Below are 17,436 nucleotides of genomic sequence, written 5' to 3' on the forward strand. Positions count from 1 at the left end.
GAAAGAGCGGTTTCGCGACCAGTAGGGAGGAAAGCGAAGAAGGTGTCGCATCCGTTGCTGTCGCCATACCTGCAAGAGGTCCCGACGTGAGGCTGGCACTAAATGCATCAGCGCCGAGCTATCGGTTACGGCCATCACATGTCCGCAAAGTAGCTGGCATCATCGGCGAAGCTGCCGCAGAGCTTGCTACTAAGCTGGTCTAACTACATTGGCAAAGGAGATGTTCTGTGTCGAGTACCCCCGACCTGCCGGCGTTCGTTTCGACGATCGATGACTACCTGCGCTTAGAACAGCGCCACTCGCCGGCCGAGCAAATGTTCGCAACCGTCCTCACAGACGACTTCGAAATCGGCTTTCGCGGCGGCCACCAATGGAAGGGACTCAATGGTCTGCGGTTGTATCTCACGCAGCGGGACGGGATTTTCGACGAACGCCTCGAACTGCGTCAAGTACTTTCCTACGTTCCGGTGCAGGAGGATGTCATCGAGCTGACGACACGACTCGAGTTCTTCTTCCGTCGCTGGAGAGCTCCTTCGCCGGTCAGCGAAGAATTCACCGGTGCGGCCTTTCACACGTGGCTGATCCGCATTGTCGACCATGAGACCCGCGTGGCCCGGGTGGTTATCGATGGATTTGCAAATCTCAACGACAACGCCAGGGCGGCGTTTGCTATCCCAGATGAAGGGTTCGACGAATAACGCATGTGACCGCATCGTGATCACTTTGCGCTTTACTCGCACAACCCGTGGGCCGACAACACGGGTGCAGATCAGGCCGCCTGCTTCGCCGGGAGACGCCGCGGCCACGAAAGTTGCAGGGCGGCTGGACATTAGCGCCGTGGATGGGTTGACCGGCCGCCGTGTGTTTGACCGCCGTCGTCAAGCGCCCTTCGAAGCGATTACCTTGACAATTTCTCCACTGCTTACGTGTCGCCGACGCCGAAAGCCTCGGCGAAGCTAACGTTGCCCCTGGTTTCCCTCTGGGTTGCGTCCACGGCAGCCAGGAGGCGGGAGTTCTCGATGACTATCATCTCGACGTCCTGTTGGTCATCTGCATAGTGGCGATGCCATACCCACGGCGGCGTATACACGAAGTCGCCTGCGCTCCACGTTACGCGTTGATCGCCAATCTCCGACCAGCCCGAGCCATGTCGCACGAAGTGAACTGACTCGTGTACGTGTCGATGAAGGTCACTGCCCGCACCGGCGGGGATCTTCTGCAGGAAGAACTCAATGGAGCGGGCGGGTATCCGCAGAAGCAATCCAATTTCTGATGGGCTTCCGGTCTGGATCCAGTGTGCCTCGGTGGAGTTCACGACGAGGTGCTCCTCGGTCACGTGCTGGGTGTCGCGATCCCCTGCGCGCGCCATACTTTCGGCGAAATCGGCTAGCTCGTCACGGGATAGGGTCATCAATCCACTCCTCTGGGAATTTCGTCGCTGAGCGAGCATGGAGTCACTTTTCGGCGACCCAAGCGCCAGGGTCACGACAGAGCTATGTGCAAGCGCTTCTCGAGCGCGGCGATACTGATGGCGAAGGTCTCGAGTACGCGCACGCGTCCGTCTCCGGCGTTGTCGATGTCGAAGATCGCGTACTCGGTATACAGCCGGCTGACGCACCGAAGCCCGGTCAGCGGGTAACTGCACTCCGGAACCAACTTCGCGGTCCTGTCCTTGCCGAACAGCGTCATCATCACGAATACGCGCTTCGCTCCGATGGCGAGATCCATCGCACCCCCGACCGCGGGAATGGCGTCCGGTGCTCCGGTGTGCCAGTTGGCGAGGTCTCCACGCTCGCTGACCTGAAACGCCCCGAGCACACACACGTCGAGATGGCCGCCGCGCATCATGGCGAAGGAGTCGGCGTGGTGGAAGTAGGACGCCCCAGGGGTTTCGGTGACCGGAACCTTGCCTGCATTGGTGAGATCCGGGTCAATGGCGTCTCCTGTCGCGGCGCCTCCCATGCCGAGCATGCCGTTCTCGGTGTGCAGCACCACCTCGGCGGCGGGGTCGAGGTAGTCGGCGACCATCGTGGGCTGGCCGATGCCGAGATTGACGTACGACCCAGGTGCGATGTCGCGGGCGATCATCGCGGCGATCTCCCCGCGGTCCAACGGGCCACGGTCGAGATGCTCGACACGACGCCGTGTCCTTGCATCGAGCGTTCCCGTCACGAGGCGGCCTCGGTGCGGGCGGCGGGAATCGAGGACAGGTCGAGGATGCGGTCGACGAAGATACCCGGCGTCACGACCGTCTCGGGGTCGATGCCTCCGGTCTCGACGACGCGGGAGACCTCAACGACGGTCAGCGTGGCGGCGGTCGCCATGACCGGACCGAAGTTGCGAGCAGTCTTGCGGTACAACAGGTTTCCGGCCCGGTCGGCCAGGTGTGCTGCGATGAGTGCGACGTCGCCGCGGATCGGATACTCCAGCACGTAGTCGCGGCCGTCGATCGTGCGGATCTCCTTGCCCGAGGCGAGCGGGGTGCCGACACCGGTCGGGCAGAAGAACGCGCCAATGCCCGCGCCTGCCGCTCTGATCCGCTCGGCCAGGTTGCCCTGCGGGACCACTTCGAGGTCGACCATGCCGTCCCGGTAGAGCCTGTCGAACACGTACGAATCGGCCTGTCGGGGGAAGGAACAAATGACCTTCGCGACCCGACCGGCAGCCAGCAGCGCGGCCAGACCGGTGTCGCCGTTGCCCGCGTTGTTGCTGACGATGGTGAGCTCGGCGGCGCCCTGTTCGATGATCGCATCGATGAGTGTGGTGGGCATGCCCGCCATGCCGAATCCGCCGACGAGAATTGTGGCGCCGTCAGCGATTCCGGCGACGGCTTCGTGGGCGGCGGCGCAGACGGCGGTGCGGCTCATGACGACGCCCGCTCGTCCTCGTCGAATTCCGGCAATACCTCGGCGGCGATGCGAAACGCGGAGTTGGCGTCGGGGACGCCACAGTAGATGGCAGTCTGCATCAGCAGCTCCTTGATCTCGTCGTTGCTCAAACCGTTCCGGCGGGCCGCTCGCAGGTGCATCGCCAGTTCCTCGCGGTGCCCGCGCGCGACCAGCGCCGTCAGGGTGATCATCGAGCGGCTGCGAAGGTCTAGACCTGGGCGTGTCCAGATGGTTCCCCAGGCGTACTGGGTGATCAGGTGCTGGAAATCGGCGGTCATGTCGGTGGTACCGGCGATTGCCCGGTCGACGTGCCCGTCGCCGAGCACCTGGCGCCGTATCGCCATTCCCGCGCGACACACATCCTCGACGGTCCTAGTCGCAGGCTGCGGAATACCCACCTGCTCTGCGATGAGGCCGGCGACCCGGTCCGGGGCTTCGGCGGGTGCCAGGTGGCCGACACCGTCGAGCACTACGAGGTCACCGTCCTGGACACCGGAGGCGATGCGCCGCAATGACTCCGGCGGTGTGGGCACGTCGGCGCTGCCTGCCACGGCCAGGACGGGAGTGACGATCTCGCGCAATCGGTCGGAGACGTCGAATGCCGCGAGGGCCTCGCAGGCCTGCGCATAGGACTCCGGATCGGTGTGGCTGAGGGTGTCCAGCAGCGCCGCGCCGACACCTGGTTGCCGGTCGACGAAGCCCGGCGCGAACCACCGCTGGGCCGCGCCCGAGAGTAAGGTTTCGACGCCCTCGGCGCGGACGGTGGCGGCGCGCTCGAGCCAGCCAGCTGGGGTGCCGATCAACGCACCGGTGCCCAGTAGGGTCGCCGAGTCCACCCGTTGCGGCGCGTCGAGCATCAGCTGCAGACCGACACAGCCACCGAGCGAATCACCGGCGTAGTGGAAGGTCTCGGCGTGCATGTCGTCGGCGAGTGCCAGCACGGCGACCGCGAGTTCGGCGATCGTGAAGGGCTCGCCAGGACCGCCTCGACCGTGACCGGGTAGGTCCCACCCGACGACGCGGGCGTGCGCACTCAGCCATCCAGCCGCAGCGCTCCACAGCGTGGCTGCCGAGGTACCCAGTGAAGGCCCCAGCACGAGGACAGGCGCACCGTCGGGTCCGCCGAAGTCGATTGTGGCCAAGGCCGGAATGGTCATGACGCAGACTTGATGAAGCGGCGGGCCCGACTCAAGGTCGAATCGATCAGCCGATCGGCGGCACCGGTGTAGTCGGGCCGTGCTGGGCTACCGGTCAACTCGGTCATTGCACGTTGTTCGGTGAGCAGCCCGCCCGCGTCGGCCAGGTTCGCGGCCGCCCGCGCCGTGTCCACCTGCAACCCGGAGAGCAGTTCGGAGGCTTGGATGGCCGCCACGACGGTGTGGCGGGCGAGCGTGCGCAGTGTGGCCCATTCGGCGTGCCACGCGCCGTCGGAGCGCTCGTCGACACTCGCTCCTGCGGCCAGGTGCAGGGTGGCGCCCAAGGTGCCCGCGGTGAGCGCGGTGCGCCGGATCAACACAGAGCGGACGGGATTGTTCTTGTGCGGCATCGTCGATGAGCCGCCACCAGTCCCCTCGGCCAGCTCGCCGACCTCGGGCCGGCTACCGGTCGCGATGTCGGCGGCGATGTGCCCCCAGGCGTCGCAGCAGCTCACCAACGCATCCCCGATGCGGGTGATCGCCGAGCGGGTGGTGTGCCAGGGCGGAGCCGGCGCCAGCCGCAGTGCGCCGGCGAGCGCGTCGCTCAACGCGATGGCGCCGTCCACCGAACCGGTCAATTCGGTAGCCGCCGCCAGCGTTCCCACCGCGCCACCGACCTGCACCGGCAGCGAGGGCAGCAGCCCGGTCAGCGGTTCGGCGGCGTCCAGTATGCCGGTAAGCCAACGTGCCATCTTGGCGCCGAAGGTGCTTGGTAGGGCGGCCTGGGTCAGGGTACGCGCGAGTGTTGGTGTGCTCCGGTGCCTCTCAGCGAGCTCGGACAGCGCCCGGACTTGGACGGTGAACTCGTCGCCGATGCGCATGAGGACATCACGGGCGCAGATGACGAGCGCTGTGTCGACGACGTCCTGACTGGTTAGCCCGCGGTGTAACCAGCGGGCTGTCGCCGCCGTTGAGCGCTCACGCAACAACGTGACCAGAGCGCTGACGGGGCTGCCGTCGGTGGCGGCGCGGCGGGCGATCGACTCGGTGTCGGCGTCGGCGATGAGGTCTGCCAAGCTGGCACGCGCCTCTTGCGGTGCGATACCGGCGTCGACGAGGCTGTCCAGCCACGCCCGTTCCACGGCCACCATGGCCTCGAGGAATGCGGGGCCGCTCATCAGGTCGCCTGCGAGGTCGTCGCCCGGCCAGAAGAGGTCAGTCATCGCTGGTGTCCCGCGTAGCGCAGGAAGACCGTCTCGGGTTTGCCTGGCGCGTCCTGCAATTGGATGTCGAAGCGTAGTCCGGCGCCCTCGCGGGTGGCGATGAGCGTGTCGCGACGCTCGGGCGGCAGGGACGCCAGCAGTGGATCGCCGGCCAGCTGCCCCCCGGGCACGTAGGCGCGGGTGAACAGCCGGTTGAGCAGCCCGCGGGCGAACACGGTGATCAGAAAGAACGGTGCCGCACCGGGATCGCAGGGACCTGGGATGACGGTGGAAAAGTTGTACCGTCCGCCATCGTCGGTGCCGGCGCGGCCCCACCCAGTGAAGGTCCAGCCGTCCCGGTGTAGCGAGCCGGTGGACGTGGGGATGGTGCCGTCGGCGTTTGCCTGCCAGATCTCAAGTAGGGCGTCGGGAACAGGCTGGCCGTCACCATCGAGGACCAAGCCGGAAAGCTGGACGGCACCCGGTGAGCCGGCCGGAACCAGCTGGTCGCACCGGTCGAACGGGAGTGCGTAACCGAAAAAGGGTCCGACGGTCTGCCCCGGGGTGGCGGTGAGCAGGGTATTCATCAGTGTTCGCTTCCGCGGTGGGGATCCTCGGTCGGAGTGCGCGTCGCGCCGGTGAGGATGATGTCCCACCGGTATCCGGTGGCCCATTCGTGGGTGGTGACGTCGTGGTCGTAGTTGGCAATCAGTCGGTCTCGGGCCTTTCGGTCGGTGATCGACTGATAGATCGGGTCCAGCGCGAACAACGGGTCGCCGGGGAAGTACATCTGGGTGATCAGCCGTTGCGTGAATTCCGTTCCGAACACCGAGAAGTGGATGTGGGCTGGGCGCCAAGCGTTGCGGTGGTTCCTCCACGGATACGGCCCTGGCTTGATCGTGGTGAAGCGGTAGCTTCCGTCGTCATCGGTCAGGCAGCGGCCGACGCCGGTGAAGTTGGGGTCGATCGCGGACGGGTGCTGATCACGCTTGTGGATGTAGCGACCGCCGGCGTTGGCCTGCCAGATCTCGACGAGTTGACGTCGCACCGGCCGTCCGTCGCCGTCGACCACCCGGCCGGTCACCACTATCCGTTCGCCGATGGGTTCGCCTGAGTGCTGGATGGTGAGGTCCGATTCAAGCGGATGCACGTCGCGTTCGGAAAAGCAGGGCGTCCACAGCTCGACGCCCTCCGGGTCAGCGTGGTGTAGGTCCTTCGTGGGATGACGCAGCAGGCTGCTGCGGTAGGGCGCGTAGCCGAGCCGCGGCTGCGTCTCCTCGATGCCAGCGCGCTGATACTCGGACTCGATCGCCTCGATCTCCGCGCTGATCGCCTGCTGCCTCGGCAACCCGCCGTCGGGATCGGGGTCGATCACTGCTGTCATAGCCTTGACACTATTGGCTCCTCGGCGACTGACCTACGCTAGATTACCACTGAGCGGAAAGGATCCGTGAGTGGCGGGAAATACCTCAACGCCCGGCACCAGCGTCGCTTCTCGTTTGCTGCGCATGGTCGCCGCCTTCGATGAGTGGCACCGGACACTGACGCTGTCCGAACTGGCGGGTAGGGCCAGCCTGCCGATGGCCACGGCCCACCGGCTGGCTGCCGAACTGGTTGCGGGCGGGGCGTTGCAGCGCCGCACGGACGGTCGTTTCGAGGTCGGCCGACTGATGTGGAGCGCTGGGCTGCTCGCCCCGGTCGGAGGCGGATTACGGCAGGTCGCAGAGCCGTTCTTGCACGATGTCTACGCGGCAACGCTCGCCACCGTGCACCTCGCGGTACGCGACGGCAACGAAGTATTGTACCTCGAGCGGATGATGGGTAGGGCATCCGTGCCGATCGTTAGCACCGTCGGCAGCAGGTTGCCGATGCACTGCACCGGCGTCGGCAAGGTGCTGTTGGCGCACGCGCCACGCGAAGTCCAGGATCAGGTGTTTGCCAATCTGACTCCGATTACTCCCTACACAATCACCCAGCCTGCGGTGCTGTCCCGACAGTTGGAGGGGGTGCGGCGCGAGGGGTTGGCTACCACCGTGGAAGAGATGTCGCTAGGCGCCTGTTCACTGGCCGTGCCGATCGTCCGGCAGTCCGACGACGCTGTGGTGGCCGCGATCGCCGTCGTAGTTCCGTCGTTGAAGCGAGGTCGCCAGCGACTGCTCGGCGCCCTGCAGGTGGCTGCCCGCGGCATCGTCCGGCTGCTGTGACCCACGGGCCGCCGCAGCAGCGATCGCTGTGCTGTCGGGCGGCTTCTGACAAAACGCGACACCGTCGCTAGCCGTCGAAAAAGTGGTGACTGCCATGACATCTGGCGCGAATCGGAGTCCGCGCCGCGGTGGAGGGATAGACGCGACCGATCCCCCAGTTGAAGCTGAGAAAGCATCAGCAAAGGGTCCGCCGTTCAACGATCAGCGGCGGAATCCATCCTGCCCACCTCGCACTCTCACCTCGCGAATCGTCACTTGGAGGAATTGTCAATACCTGTGGATCGGGGTGTTTCAGGCGACCTCCGTTCCGGCGTCCTGATCGTCGTCTGAGGGCGGTGTTGGTGGGGTGATGTCGGTGGGGCGTTCGAGCAGTTTGCCTTTGTGGAAGACCGCGCCGGCGCGGACCAGGGCGACCAGGTGCGGGGCGTTGACGGCGCGCCAGCGGGCCGAGGCGGCGTCGATCAGCTTGTAGGCCATCGCTAGTCCGGCCGTTCGCGATCCCGGGCCTTTTGTCACCTTGGTCCGAAGTCGCACTGTGGCGAAGGTGCTTTCGATCGGGTTCGTCGTGCGCAGGTGGATCCAATGTTCGGCCGGGTACTTGAAGAACTCCAGCAGCACATCGAGGTCGTCGGTGATCTTGGCGACCGCCTTGGGGTACTTGGCGCCGAAATCGACCTCGAAGGCCTTGACCGCGAGCTGGGCCTTGTCGATATCCTCGGCGTTGTAGATCTCCTTGAGTGCCGCCAGGGCCGACGGGTGTGCTGATTTCGGCAGTGCGGCAAGAACATTGGCTTGCTTGTGGAACCAGCAGCGCTGCTCTTTGGTGGCCGGGAACACCTCACGGACCGCTTTCCAGAACCCGAGTGCACCGTCACCGACGGCGAGCACGGGGCGGTCATGCCGCGCCGTTTGCAGTCGCGCAGCAGATCGGCCCACGACTCGGCCGATTCACGGTAGCCGTCGCTGATCGCCACCAGCTCCTTGCGGCCGTCAGCGCGCACACCGAGCATCACCAGCAGACACAGCTTTTCCTGGTCCAGGCGGACCTTGAGGGGGATGCCGTCGACCCACAGGTAGACATAGTCGCTGCCCGACAGATCGCGACGACCGAACGCGGCGGCCTCATCTTGCCACTGCGACGTGAGCCGGGTGATCGTCGATGCCGACAACCCGGCACCGGAGCCGAGGAACTGCTCCAGGGCCGGGGTGAAATCGCTGCTCGACAACCCGTGCAGGTACAACAGCGGCAACACCTCGGACATCTGCGGGGACTTGCGCGCCCAGGCCGGCAGGATCGCCGAGGAGAACCGCTTGCGTTCACCAGTGTCGGGATCGACACGTTTGTCGTTGACCCGCGGGGCCCTCACCTGCACCGCACCGGCTGCGGTCAGCACCTCGCGCGGCTGGTGGTAGCCGTTGCGGACCACCAATCGGTGGCCGTTGTCATCGCGCTGGTCAGCGAACTGCGCCACGTAGGCGGCGACCTCGGCCTGCAACGCCGCGGCCAGCATCTGCCGAGCGCCATCACGGACAATCTCATCCAACAACGACCGACCAGCACCACTGTCGGTGTTGTCGTTGGCCTCCGCGCCGTCGTGAACTACGGTGAGCATGGGCGTACCTTCCCAACCAGCGCGCCAACGCCGGTCTTGATCGAATACCTGATTCCGTGATGATCATCCTCGGGAAGGTGCGCTCATTTTCACGCCCCCACGCCGAGGCTCATCCACAGGTTCTGATCATTCCTCTCACTAAGCCTGATTCCACCGACCGACGGTGTGGTGGCCGGTTGAGCTGATGGTCTTGATCCGGGCTGGTGGTGGGCATGACGAGGCCGCTGGTCTGTCCAGCTTTTCCTGTCGGGTTCCTGGTTGTCGGGTCGGGTGGTCGGTGGTTCAGGCGCTGGATCGGTGGCCGATGGTGTTGTGCCACAGGGTCATCCATGCTGGTTCGGCGGGCCAGTGCCGGGGTAGGTGCAGGATCGGTCGTCGTTGGGGTCGGGCCAGACGAGCCGGGATATTGACCAGGTGACGGCGCAGGGTCGCCCCGCGCGCGGTGCGGTGACGGGTCCCGGCCAGGGTCGCGGTGGCGCGCAGCAGATTGTGGGCGATCGCGGCGCAGACGGCCCAGGCACTGTTGGCGCCGAAGCGCCCGGAGGGAATGTGGGCCAAGGGGCCGTCGATGAGGTCGGCGAAGGTGGTTTCGATGATGGCGTGGCGGCGGTGGGTGATGTCGGCGTCGGTGGCCGACTCGGTGGTGTTGGTGAAAAACGGGTGATACCGCCAGATCGGGAACAGCCCGTCTTGGGGTTGGTTGGCGTCTTTGACCCGGCGCACGATCAGCCGGGCGGTGACCGCCTCATAGGTGCCGGTTTTGGCCATGGTGTAGACGGCTTCAGCGACTTCGGCATCAGAGATCCAGGCCCCGGTCTCGCGATCGAGCACCGCACCCGGGTATTTCACCGGGGTCCAGGCGTTCTCGGGAATGCTGTCGATGGCGCGTTGCACCGCGGCGTTGCGGGTCAGCACCAGCGAGAACACCGCCCCGTAGCGGCGGCATACCCGGATCACCGCCCGCGATCCATAGGCGCTGTCACCGCGCACGATGATCTGCCCGGTGACGCCGGGGTCCCGGCAGTAATGGCGCAAAAAACAACGAGGTTCGCGTAGCGCCTGGTCCGGGTAGACGGACGAGTCGTTGTTGGTGGCCGCTATCGGTGGCCGCGGTCGGGACCGAGGAGGCTGGTGATGCCGCGCATGGCCGCCGGTGAGGGTTTGAAGTAGCGGCGCAGGTTGTCGGGTTTGCGGTGGCGGGACTTGGCCATTAGCTCGAGCAGGCTGGCTCCGGCCTCGCCGAGATGCGTCAGGCCAGAATGCCGGAGTTCGTGCAGGTCCCAGCCGGTGCCGGGTCCGTTGGTGGCGGTGGCGGCATCGAGCAGGGCGCGGGCCTGGCCGTAGGACAACCTGGCCAGGCCGGTGTCGGGGCAGATGTCGCGGTCGGCGACGGCTTTGCGGGGTCCGGGTCGGCGGTGGGTGACGAACAGCGGTCCGCGGGTGCGGCCCTTGGTGAGGCGTGGCAGGAGCCGGGCGGTACCCGCGTCCCAGTACACGAGCTCGTGCGCGTACTCGTGATGGGCGGCGCCGCGGCGGCGGGTGCGGGGCTTGGCGCCCTTGGACTTCACCGGGCAGCACCGCCCGGCCAGGTCGAGGTCTTCGATGTTGACCTGGAGCAGTTCCTCGGTGCGGGCGCATGTTTCGTAGAGCATCCGCCACAGCGTCTTATCCCGCAGGTCGATGTCGCGGCGGGTGATGAGCCGGTCGATCGCGGTGCGCGAGCGCACCGGGGTGGCCGAGTCCGGCGGGGTGGAGCGTTTCACCCACGCGGGGACCGCCGGGGCGAGGTGTCCGTGCTCGCGGCACCACGCCAGCCAAGACGCGACCGCGGCGCGGCGGGCGTTCCAGGTGTTGACCGCCGCCTCGCCCCACAAAGTTTCCAGGGTTTCGCCGATCTCGTCGTCGGCGACATTGGCCAGCGGCCGGGCCTCGCCGAGCCTGGCGGTGGTCTTATCGACGGCGATGGCGTAGGAGCGGCGGGTGTTCGGGGAGCGGATCGAGTCGAGGAAGCCGTCGCCGGCGGCGCGGACGGTGATCCCGGACGACAACATTGTGACCTCCCTGGCCTGCTTGCCACAGATAACAGGGCCGCTTCGCGCACCGCCGGAGCGGAGTCGTCGCAGGCCGGGTTTCATGGTGCCACAGATAACAGGGTGTTATCTGTGGGATCAGTCGGCGGCGGGTCGGTGGACGCCGCCGGCGGCGGCGTTGACGGCTTCGGCGAGGGTGGGGTGGATGTGGATGGCGGCGGCGAGTTGGCCGTAGGTGGCGCCGCAGGTCATGGCGATGACGGCTTCGTGGACGAGGTCGCCGCCGTCGGGTCCGGCGATGTGGCAGCCGAGGATCCGGTCGGTGGCGGCGTCGGCGACGAATTTGACCAGGCCGCGGGTGTTGCCGATGGCGCGTGCTTTGGCAACGCCGGTGAAGTTCTGGCGGCCGATGATCACGTCGTAGCCGGCTGCGCGGGCGGCGGGTTCGGTCAGGCCGACGGCTCCGACTTCGGGGTCGGTGAACACCGCGTGCGGCACGACACGTCCGGTGGTGGTGCGGTCCTGGTCGCGGTAGACGGTGCGGTAGACGATGTCGGCGTCGTCGCGGGCGGTGTGGGTGAACATCGGCCCGCCCCGCAGGTCGCCGATCGCCCACACGTTGTCGGCGGAGGTGTTCAGGGTGTCGCCGACGGTGAGGAAGCCGTGCGGGTCGGGTTGCAGGTCGAGGTGTTCCAGGCCCAGGGCGTCGGTGTTGGGGGTGCGCCCGGTGGCGAGCAGCAGGTGGCTGCCGGTGATCTCGGCGGTCTCGGTGCCGGTGCAGCCGATCCGGATGTTGCCGGCCGTCCCGGCGGCGTGAGTACAGGTGGTGGCGGTCGCGACAGTGATGCCGTCGGCAGTCATGCCGTCGGCGACGGCGGCGCTGATGTCGGGGTCTTCCCCGGGCAGCAGCCGGTCGGCGCGCTGGACGATGGTGACCTCGGCGCCGAATCGCCGGAACATCTGCGCGAATTCGCAGCCGACGTAGCCGCCGCCGACGACGAGCAGGTGGGCGGGTAGTTCGGTGAGGTCGAGCAGCGTGCGGGAGGTGTAGTAGGGCACGGCATCCAAGCCGTCGATGGCCGGGAGGGTGGTGCGGGTGCCGGTCGCGAGGATGATCCGGTCCGCGGTCAGGGTGGTGCCGTCGACGGTGAGGCGCCGGTTACCGGTGAATTGTCCTGCGGCGTGGTAGAAGTCGAGGTCGGCGGATTTTTCGACGGCCCGATACGATCCGGCCCGGATGGAATCGACGAGGGTGTTCTTACGCTCCACCACGGCGGCCAGGTCGACGGTGACCGGACCGCCGACGCGGACGCCGAACTCGGCGGCGCGGCGGGCCTGATGGGCGACGGCGGCGGAGGCGATCATCGTCTTGGTGGGGATGCAGCCCCGGTTCAGGCAGGTCCCGCCGAGCAGTTCCTTCTCGACGAAGGCGACCCGGCCGTGGCGGGCGGCGCGCAGCGCCAGTGGCAGCCCGGACATTCCGCCGCCGAGCACGAGGGTGTCGTAGCGTTCGGTCATTGCGGGCGCCCTTCCTCGATGACGGTCGTCGGGGTGCAGCAGTCGACGGGTGCGGCATCGGTAACGCGGCGCCGGATCATGCGGTGAGCGAGGACGGTGACGGCGGCGGTGAGCACGGTCAGTGCCGCGATCGTCGCCATCAGTGGTGTGTGGTTCTGCAGCCAGGTGCTGGCGGTGGTGGACAGGGCCGCGAATCCGTTGGTGCCGGTGGTGTCGCCGGTGACGGCGGGCAGCCAGTACCAGGCCAGGTAGGCGCCGGTGAGGATGAGCACGGTCGCGGTGATGCGGGTGCCGTGCCGGGCGAGGGCGGCGAGATGGTGGGTGAGCGCGGTACCGGCGGCCGCGGCGGCGAGGCTGACCAGCAGCAGGATCGTCGCGGCGCCGAGGGTGTAGGCGACGAACACCGCGAGCAGCGCACCCCAGCCCGCGGTGGCCTGGGCCTGGGCGATGACGGCCAGCAGCACCCCGAACGTGCACGACAGCGACGCCGCGGCGTAGCCGATCCCGGCGAGGACGATCCCGGTTGTGCCGCCCGGCCCGGTGGCCGGGCGCAGCGCTCGGGTGGGCAGTCGCAGACCGAGCACGCGGCCGGTGAACATGACGACACCGAGCAATACCAGGGCGACACCGACGACCAGACCGAGCCACGGCGCGGCGCTGATCAGCGCGCGGGCACCGGCGCTGATGGCCAGCCCCGCCACGGCCAGGGTGCCCGCGAACCCGAGGGTAAAAGCGACGCCGGTTCGCAGCGCCCGCGCCGTGCGTACCCCGAGCGGTTCGGTGGCGGTGTCGCCGAGGGTGTGGGTGATCCAGGCCGGCAGCAGCGCGAAACCGCACGGATTGACCGGGGCGAGCATGCCCGCGGTGAACGCCAAGGCCAGCAGCCCGTTCACCGGTCCCCGGCCTTCGCCAGCGCGGCGGTGATCTGATCGGCGGACGGGTCGGCGGCCCGGTAGGCGACCGCACCGCCGGGGTCGACGACGAGCAGGGTCGACAGGGCGGCCACGGAGTACCGCTTGGTCAGGGTCGCATCGGTGTCGATGACCGCGGGCACGGTGTCGGTCCCGGTTTGCTGCTGGAAGTCGGTGACGACCTGGGCAGGTTCGGCCGGATCCATGTCGACCAGGACGAAAGCGGCGGTGTCACCGAGTTGTCGCGCAGCCTGCGACAGCGACTTCGCGCCGCCCACGCATTCACCGCAGCCGACCGAAAAGAAGAACATCGCCGTCGGCTTGCCGCTGGGCACGGTCACCGGCGCCCCGGACAGCGCGGTGACCGTGACGGGGTCGGTGGCGGCGCGGGGCGAGGCGGTGTCGGTGCCGCAGGCAGCCAGCACCGTGACCGCCAGGGCGGCGAGCGCCGCGCTCACCGTGCGTCGGGTGATCGGCGTGGTCACGGCTGGGAACTCCGATCGGTCGACGCGTTGGGCTGATGCGATCGGCGGGTGCCCAGCAGTCCGCGGACTGTCCCTCGCTGCGGCGGCTTACGACGGCGCGCGGTGTAGCCGACGGCGGCGAGGACCATCACCGCGGCGGCCACGATCGGTCCCCAACTGCGCAGCGCACCGCCGAGGGCGGTGAGCGCACCGGCCGCGATCAAGGCCGGTCCGGCGCAGCACACGATCATGGCCACGGCGGCACCCACCACCGCGAGCGGGCCGCCGATCCCCGTGGAGTTGTTGCGTACGTTCATCAATGTCCTGCTCCGTTCACACGAGCGGTGTCGATGCGGGTGCAGCAGGTCAGCGCGGCGGCGTTGTCGGCGGCGAGGGAGCGGGCCAGCATCACCAGGTCCGCGACGCGTGGGTCGCCGACGGAGTAGCGCAGCTTCTTGCCGTCACGGCGCGCGGTCACATAACCGCAGTCGGCCAGGCAGGACAGGTGCACCGACACCCGCGGCTGGGAGATCCCGGCATGCTCGACACACTCCGCGGAGGTGCGCTCGGCGGCCAAGATGAACTCCAGCAGCTTCAACCGCGTCGGATCCGACAGCGCGCGAAAGAACTTCGCCGTCGCATCCAGGTGCGTGCAGGCCGTCTCGCCACCGGGCGCGGTGACGGCGGCGGTCGTGGACCGGGGCAAGGGGATCGCCTCCACAAGAAGAAAGTTGAACTATTCGGATAAGCGCATAGTATGATGTCCGGAGATATTCGTCAACGCGAATAGCAACCTGTTCCGTGACCGGAGTCCCCCAGCAAGGAGAACCCGCCGTGACCACGACATCCCCGCGCGCCGATCTGGCGATCATCGGTTCCGGTTCGGCGGCGTTCGCCGCCGCCATCGCCGCGGTCAACCTCGGCAAACGGGTGGTGATGGTCGAGCGCGCCGCGATCGGCGGCACCTGCGTGAACGTGGGCTGCGTGCCGTCGAAGGCGCTGCTGGCCGCCGCGGAGGCCCGGCACACCGCGGCGAGCGCCGACCGGTTCCCGGGGCTGGCGGCGACCGGGGCACCGGTGGACTTCGCCGAGCTGATCGCGGGCAAGAACGCGCTGGTCGACCGGCTTCGCGGCGAGAAGTACCTCGACCTGGCCGCCGACTACGGCTGGGAGATCGTCTCGGGAACCGCCGTCTTCACCGGTACCACCGACGCACCGGTGCTGCGGGTCGAGCAGGGGGCCGATGGCCCGCGGGTGATCGACGCCGATCAGTACCTGATCGCGACCGGCGCCGCGCCGTGGGCGCCGCCGACCGACGGGCTCGCCGAGGCGGGGTATCTGACCTCGACCACCGCGATGGAGCTCGACGTCCTGCCGGGGTCGCTGATCGTGGTGGGCGGCAACGCCATCGGTCTCGAACAGGCACAGTTGTTCGCCCGGCTCGGCACCCGGGTCACGGTGATCGAGGCCCTGGATCGGCTGGCGCCGTTCGAGGAACCCGAGATCTCCCGGGCCATCGCGCAGGTGTTCGCCGACGAAGCCATCACCGTGCTCACCGGCGCCACCCTCGACAAGGCACTGGCCGAGGGCGGCGAGAAACTCGTCACCGTCCGCACCGCCGACGGGGCCACCACCGAACTGCGGGCCGCCCAGCTGCTCATCGCCACCGGCCGCCGCCCCGACACCCCCGGATTGAATCTGGCGGCGGTCGGGGTACGCACCGACGACCGCGGCGCCGTCGTCGTCGACGCCCACCAGCGCAGCAGCAACCCGCGGATCTGGGCCGCGGGCGACGTGGCCGGCGGCCCCCAATTCGTGTACGTCGCGGCGGCGCAGGGCACACTCGCCGCCGGCAACGCCCTCGGGCACGCCGGCCGCACCCTGGACTACACGGCGCTGCCGCGGGTGACATTCACCAGCCCGGCCATCGCCGCGGTCGGCCACACCGACAGCCAAGCCGCCGCAGCCGGATTACGGACCGAGTCGCGGCTGCTCACCGGTGCGAACGTGCCGCGTGCCCTGGTCAACCGGGACACCCGTGGTGTGGTCAAACTCGTCGCCGAGGCCGGGACCGGGCGGGTGCTAGGCGTGCACGCCGTCGCCGAGGGTGCCGGGGATCTGATCACCGCCGCCGGGTACGCGATCACCGCGGGCATGACCGTCGACCAGCTCGCCCGCACCTGGGCGCCGTATCTGACCATGGCCGAAGCGCTGAAACTCACCGCCCAAACCTTCACCGCCGATGTCGCCAAGCTGTCCTGCTGCGCGGGCTGAGGACCGGATCGAGCCGTCATGAACACACCGGTGATGACCATCGGAGACCTGGCCCGCCGCACCGGAGTGCCGGCGAAAGTACTACGCCGCCACCACGACCTGGGCCTGATCTACAGCCTCGGCCGCAGCCGGGCCGGATACCGGCTCTTCGACGAACACGCGCTGTGGTGCGTCGAGGTCATCGCCACCCTGCGCGGCCTCGGCCTCACGGAGGCCGAAATCCGTCAGCTCGCCGCCACCTGCGACGACAGCGCCCGGCCGGTCGGACCGCAGCTGGCCGAACTACTGGCCCGCTCCCGGACCCGGATCGAGGACCGCATCCGCGACCTCGACGAGCAGCGCCGCCGCATCGACGAGTTCGAACACCACCACCACGACGCGTTGACCCGGGCGACCAGCCACGACCGAGCCGCCGCCCCGCCGTGGGTGCCGGATCCGAGGACATGCGGCTGCGGCGCTTGACCTTCCCTGCGGTGGCAAGCCCGACACTCGATCCCACACCCGTGACTACACGCTCCGAGGGGACACCAGCGATGACGACCAACCCGTTCGCCACCACCATCGTCGACACACTGTTCGACTCCACCGCCAATACGGGAACGAACCTGATGGGCACCGCGATGCGGCTGCTCGCGGCCGGTGAACCGATCACCATCGAACAGCTCGCTACCGCCGCCGGCGCCAGCGTCGCCGACGTCGAGAACGCGCCCGCCGCCGCGGACATCGAATACGACGACCGGCACCGCATCCTCGGCTGGGGCCTGACCCTCAATCCCACCCCGCACCGGTTCACCGTCGACGGCCACCAGCTCTACACCTGGTGCGCCGCCGACACCCTGCTGTTCCCCGCCATCATCGGTCGCCCCGCCACCGTCGAATCCACCTGCGCCGCAACCGGAACCACCATCCGACTGTCCGTTGACCCGGCCTCCGGGGTCAGCGGCCTCGACCCGGCCACCGCGGTCATCTCTGTACCCGGCCCCGACGAACTCGACCCGACCCGGGTCCGCGCCACCACCTGCAACCCCGGCCGCTACTTCGCCACCGCCGTGGCGGCCGCCGACTGGCAGAGCCGGCACCCCACCGGGCTCGTGCTGCCCGTCGCCGACGCCTACGCCCAGCTGCGCCCGATCAGCGACCGCGTCCTCACCGCCACCGAACCACCACGCTGTCGCTGACCCAACCCAGGCCACCGA

Annotated in this window: 20 protein-coding genes and 2 pseudogenes; 7 read left to right on the top strand and 15 right to left on the bottom strand. The window is 68.1% G+C overall.

Going from position 1 to position 17,436, the window contains the following annotated elements:
* Together AC5Y5O_RS28470 and AC5Y5O_RS28475 are read left to right on the top strand one after the other, a co-directional pair.
* Window positions 1–203, top strand: a 203-nt coding sequence (locus tag AC5Y5O_RS28470) for an IclR family transcriptional regulator domain-containing protein (protein ID WP_286144118.1), incomplete at its 5' end; no start/stop codon positions are given.
* Window positions 204–227: 24 nt separating this feature from the next.
* Window positions 228–698, top strand: coding sequence for a hypothetical protein (locus AC5Y5O_RS28475; protein ID WP_047040856.1), 471 nt, complete (start codon window positions 228–230; stop codon window positions 696–698).
* 224 nt (window positions 699–922) lie between these two features.
* On the opposite strand, the gene AC5Y5O_RS28480 is transcribed toward AC5Y5O_RS28475, so the two are convergent.
* The 7 genes from AC5Y5O_RS28480 to pcaH all read right to left on the bottom strand — a co-directional run bounded on the left by AC5Y5O_RS28480 (window position 923) and on the right by pcaH (window position 6,610).
* Window positions 923–1,411, bottom strand: coding sequence for a cupin domain-containing protein (locus tag AC5Y5O_RS28480; protein WP_047040871.1), 489 nt, complete (start codon window positions 1,409–1,411; stop codon window positions 923–925).
* A 71-nt stretch (window positions 1,412–1,482) separates the two neighbouring features.
* Window positions 1,483–2,172 (bottom strand): 3-oxoacid CoA-transferase subunit B, encoded by a 690-nt coding sequence (locus AC5Y5O_RS28485; RefSeq protein ID WP_047040853.1) that lies wholly within the window; start codon window positions 2,170–2,172, stop codon window positions 1,483–1,485.
* A complete protein-coding gene (locus AC5Y5O_RS28490) occupies window positions 2,169–2,867 on the bottom strand; it encodes a 3-oxoacid CoA-transferase subunit A (protein WP_047040851.1) in 699 nt (232 codons plus the stop codon). The genes AC5Y5O_RS28485 and AC5Y5O_RS28490 overlap by 4 nt, the downstream gene beginning before the upstream one ends.
* Window positions 2,864–4,045: a bifunctional 3-oxoadipate enol-lactonase/4-carboxymuconolactone decarboxylase PcaDC gene (gene pcaDC, locus AC5Y5O_RS28495; protein ID WP_047040849.1), complete on the bottom strand. Its 1,182-nt coding sequence runs from the start codon at window positions 4,043–4,045 to the stop codon at window positions 2,864–2,866. Before pcaDC ends, AC5Y5O_RS28490 begins: the two co-directional genes overlap by 4 nt.
* Window positions 4,042–5,247, bottom strand: coding sequence for a lyase family protein (locus tag AC5Y5O_RS28500; RefSeq protein ID WP_043416463.1), 1,206 nt, complete (start codon window positions 5,245–5,247; stop codon window positions 4,042–4,044). Before AC5Y5O_RS28500 ends, pcaDC begins: the two co-directional genes overlap by 4 nt.
* Window positions 5,244–5,813 (bottom strand): protocatechuate 3,4-dioxygenase subunit alpha, encoded by a 570-nt coding sequence (gene pcaG / locus AC5Y5O_RS28505; RefSeq protein ID WP_043416462.1) that lies wholly within the window; start codon window positions 5,811–5,813, stop codon window positions 5,244–5,246. Before pcaG ends, AC5Y5O_RS28500 begins: the two co-directional genes overlap by 4 nt.
* Window positions 5,813–6,610 carry a protocatechuate 3,4-dioxygenase subunit beta gene (pcaH, locus tag AC5Y5O_RS28510; RefSeq protein ID WP_043416460.1) on the bottom strand — a complete coding sequence of 266 codons (798 nt, stop codon included), beginning with the start codon at window positions 6,608–6,610 and terminating at the stop codon, window positions 5,813–5,815. The genes pcaG and pcaH overlap by 1 nt, the downstream gene beginning before the upstream one ends.
* Before the next feature lie 70 nt (window positions 6,611–6,680).
* Here pcaH and AC5Y5O_RS28515 point away from each other — a divergent pair, with 70 nt between their 5' ends.
* The gene (locus tag AC5Y5O_RS28515; RefSeq protein WP_047040843.1) at window positions 6,681–7,430 is read left to right on the top strand and encodes an IclR family transcriptional regulator; all 750 of its coding nucleotides are present in this window, start codon (window positions 6,681–6,683) and stop codon (window positions 7,428–7,430) included.
* A gap of 291 nt (window positions 7,431–7,721) precedes the next feature.
* On the opposite strand, the pseudogene AC5Y5O_RS28520 reads toward AC5Y5O_RS28515, so the two are convergent.
* A pseudogene (locus AC5Y5O_RS28520) lies at window positions 7,722–8,977 on the bottom strand (IS256 family transposase).
* Between AC5Y5O_RS28520 and AC5Y5O_RS28525 the strand changes: the two are divergent.
* Window positions 8,864–9,103: a hypothetical protein gene (locus AC5Y5O_RS28525; RefSeq protein WP_224866092.1), complete on the top strand. Its 240-nt coding sequence runs from the start codon at window positions 8,864–8,866 to the stop codon at window positions 9,101–9,103. The pseudogene AC5Y5O_RS28520 and the gene AC5Y5O_RS28525 sit on opposite strands and share 114 nt — an antisense overlap.
* A 222-nt stretch (window positions 9,104–9,325) precedes the next feature.
* Here AC5Y5O_RS28525 and AC5Y5O_RS28530 read toward each other — a convergent pair.
* From AC5Y5O_RS28530 to AC5Y5O_RS28560, 7 genes and pseudogenes are all read right to left on the bottom strand, one after another.
* Window positions 9,326–10,063, bottom strand: a pseudogene (locus AC5Y5O_RS28530) (transposase); the annotation flags it as partial.
* Window positions 10,064–10,140: 77 nt separating this feature from the next.
* Window positions 10,141–11,094, bottom strand: coding sequence for a tyrosine-type recombinase/integrase (locus tag AC5Y5O_RS28535; RefSeq protein ID WP_017682183.1), 954 nt, complete (start codon window positions 11,092–11,094; stop codon window positions 10,141–10,143).
* Between the two features lie 117 nt (window positions 11,095–11,211).
* Window positions 11,212–12,591: a dihydrolipoyl dehydrogenase family protein gene (locus AC5Y5O_RS28540; RefSeq protein WP_010596918.1), complete on the bottom strand. Its 1,380-nt coding sequence runs from the start codon at window positions 12,589–12,591 to the stop codon at window positions 11,212–11,214.
* Window positions 12,588–13,484 (bottom strand): cytochrome c biogenesis CcdA family protein, encoded by an 897-nt coding sequence (locus AC5Y5O_RS28545; RefSeq protein ID WP_010596917.1) that lies wholly within the window; start codon window positions 13,482–13,484, stop codon window positions 12,588–12,590. Before AC5Y5O_RS28545 ends, AC5Y5O_RS28540 begins: the two co-directional genes overlap by 4 nt.
* Window positions 13,481–13,987, bottom strand: a complete 507-nt coding sequence (locus AC5Y5O_RS28550) for a TlpA family protein disulfide reductase (protein ID WP_010596916.1) — start codon at window positions 13,985–13,987, stop codon at window positions 13,481–13,483. Before AC5Y5O_RS28550 ends, AC5Y5O_RS28545 begins: the two co-directional genes overlap by 4 nt.
* On the bottom strand, window positions 13,984–14,283 hold the full coding sequence (gene merT, locus AC5Y5O_RS28555; RefSeq protein WP_010596915.1) for a mercuric ion transporter MerT: 300 nt from the start codon (window positions 14,281–14,283) through the stop codon (window positions 13,984–13,986). The genes AC5Y5O_RS28550 and merT overlap by 4 nt, the downstream gene beginning before the upstream one ends.
* Window positions 14,283–14,672, bottom strand: a complete 390-nt coding sequence (locus tag AC5Y5O_RS28560) for an ArsR/SmtB family transcription factor (RefSeq protein WP_026138108.1) — start codon at window positions 14,670–14,672, stop codon at window positions 14,283–14,285. Before AC5Y5O_RS28560 ends, merT begins: the two co-directional genes overlap by 1 nt.
* 128 nt (window positions 14,673–14,800) lie before the next feature.
* Here AC5Y5O_RS28560 and merA point away from each other — a divergent pair, with 128 nt between their 5' ends.
* The 3 genes from merA to merB all read left to right on the top strand — a co-directional run bounded on the left by merA (window position 14,801) and on the right by merB (window position 17,418).
* Entirely contained in the window at window positions 14,801–16,240 is a 1,440-nt protein-coding gene (gene merA, locus AC5Y5O_RS28565; protein WP_010596913.1) for a mercury(II) reductase, read from the top strand.
* An 18-nt stretch (window positions 16,241–16,258) separates the two neighbouring features.
* On the top strand, window positions 16,259–16,702 hold the full coding sequence (locus AC5Y5O_RS28570; RefSeq protein ID WP_010596912.1) for a MerR family transcriptional regulator: 444 nt from the start codon (window positions 16,259–16,261) through the stop codon (window positions 16,700–16,702).
* Between the two features lie 71 nt (window positions 16,703–16,773).
* Window positions 16,774–17,418: an organomercurial lyase MerB gene (gene merB, locus AC5Y5O_RS28575; RefSeq protein ID WP_010596911.1), complete on the top strand. Its 645-nt coding sequence runs from the start codon at window positions 16,774–16,776 to the stop codon at window positions 17,416–17,418.
* Window positions 17,419–17,436 lie beyond the last annotated feature (18 nt).

Source organism: Mycobacterium sp. NGS40, from assembly GCF_059812735.1.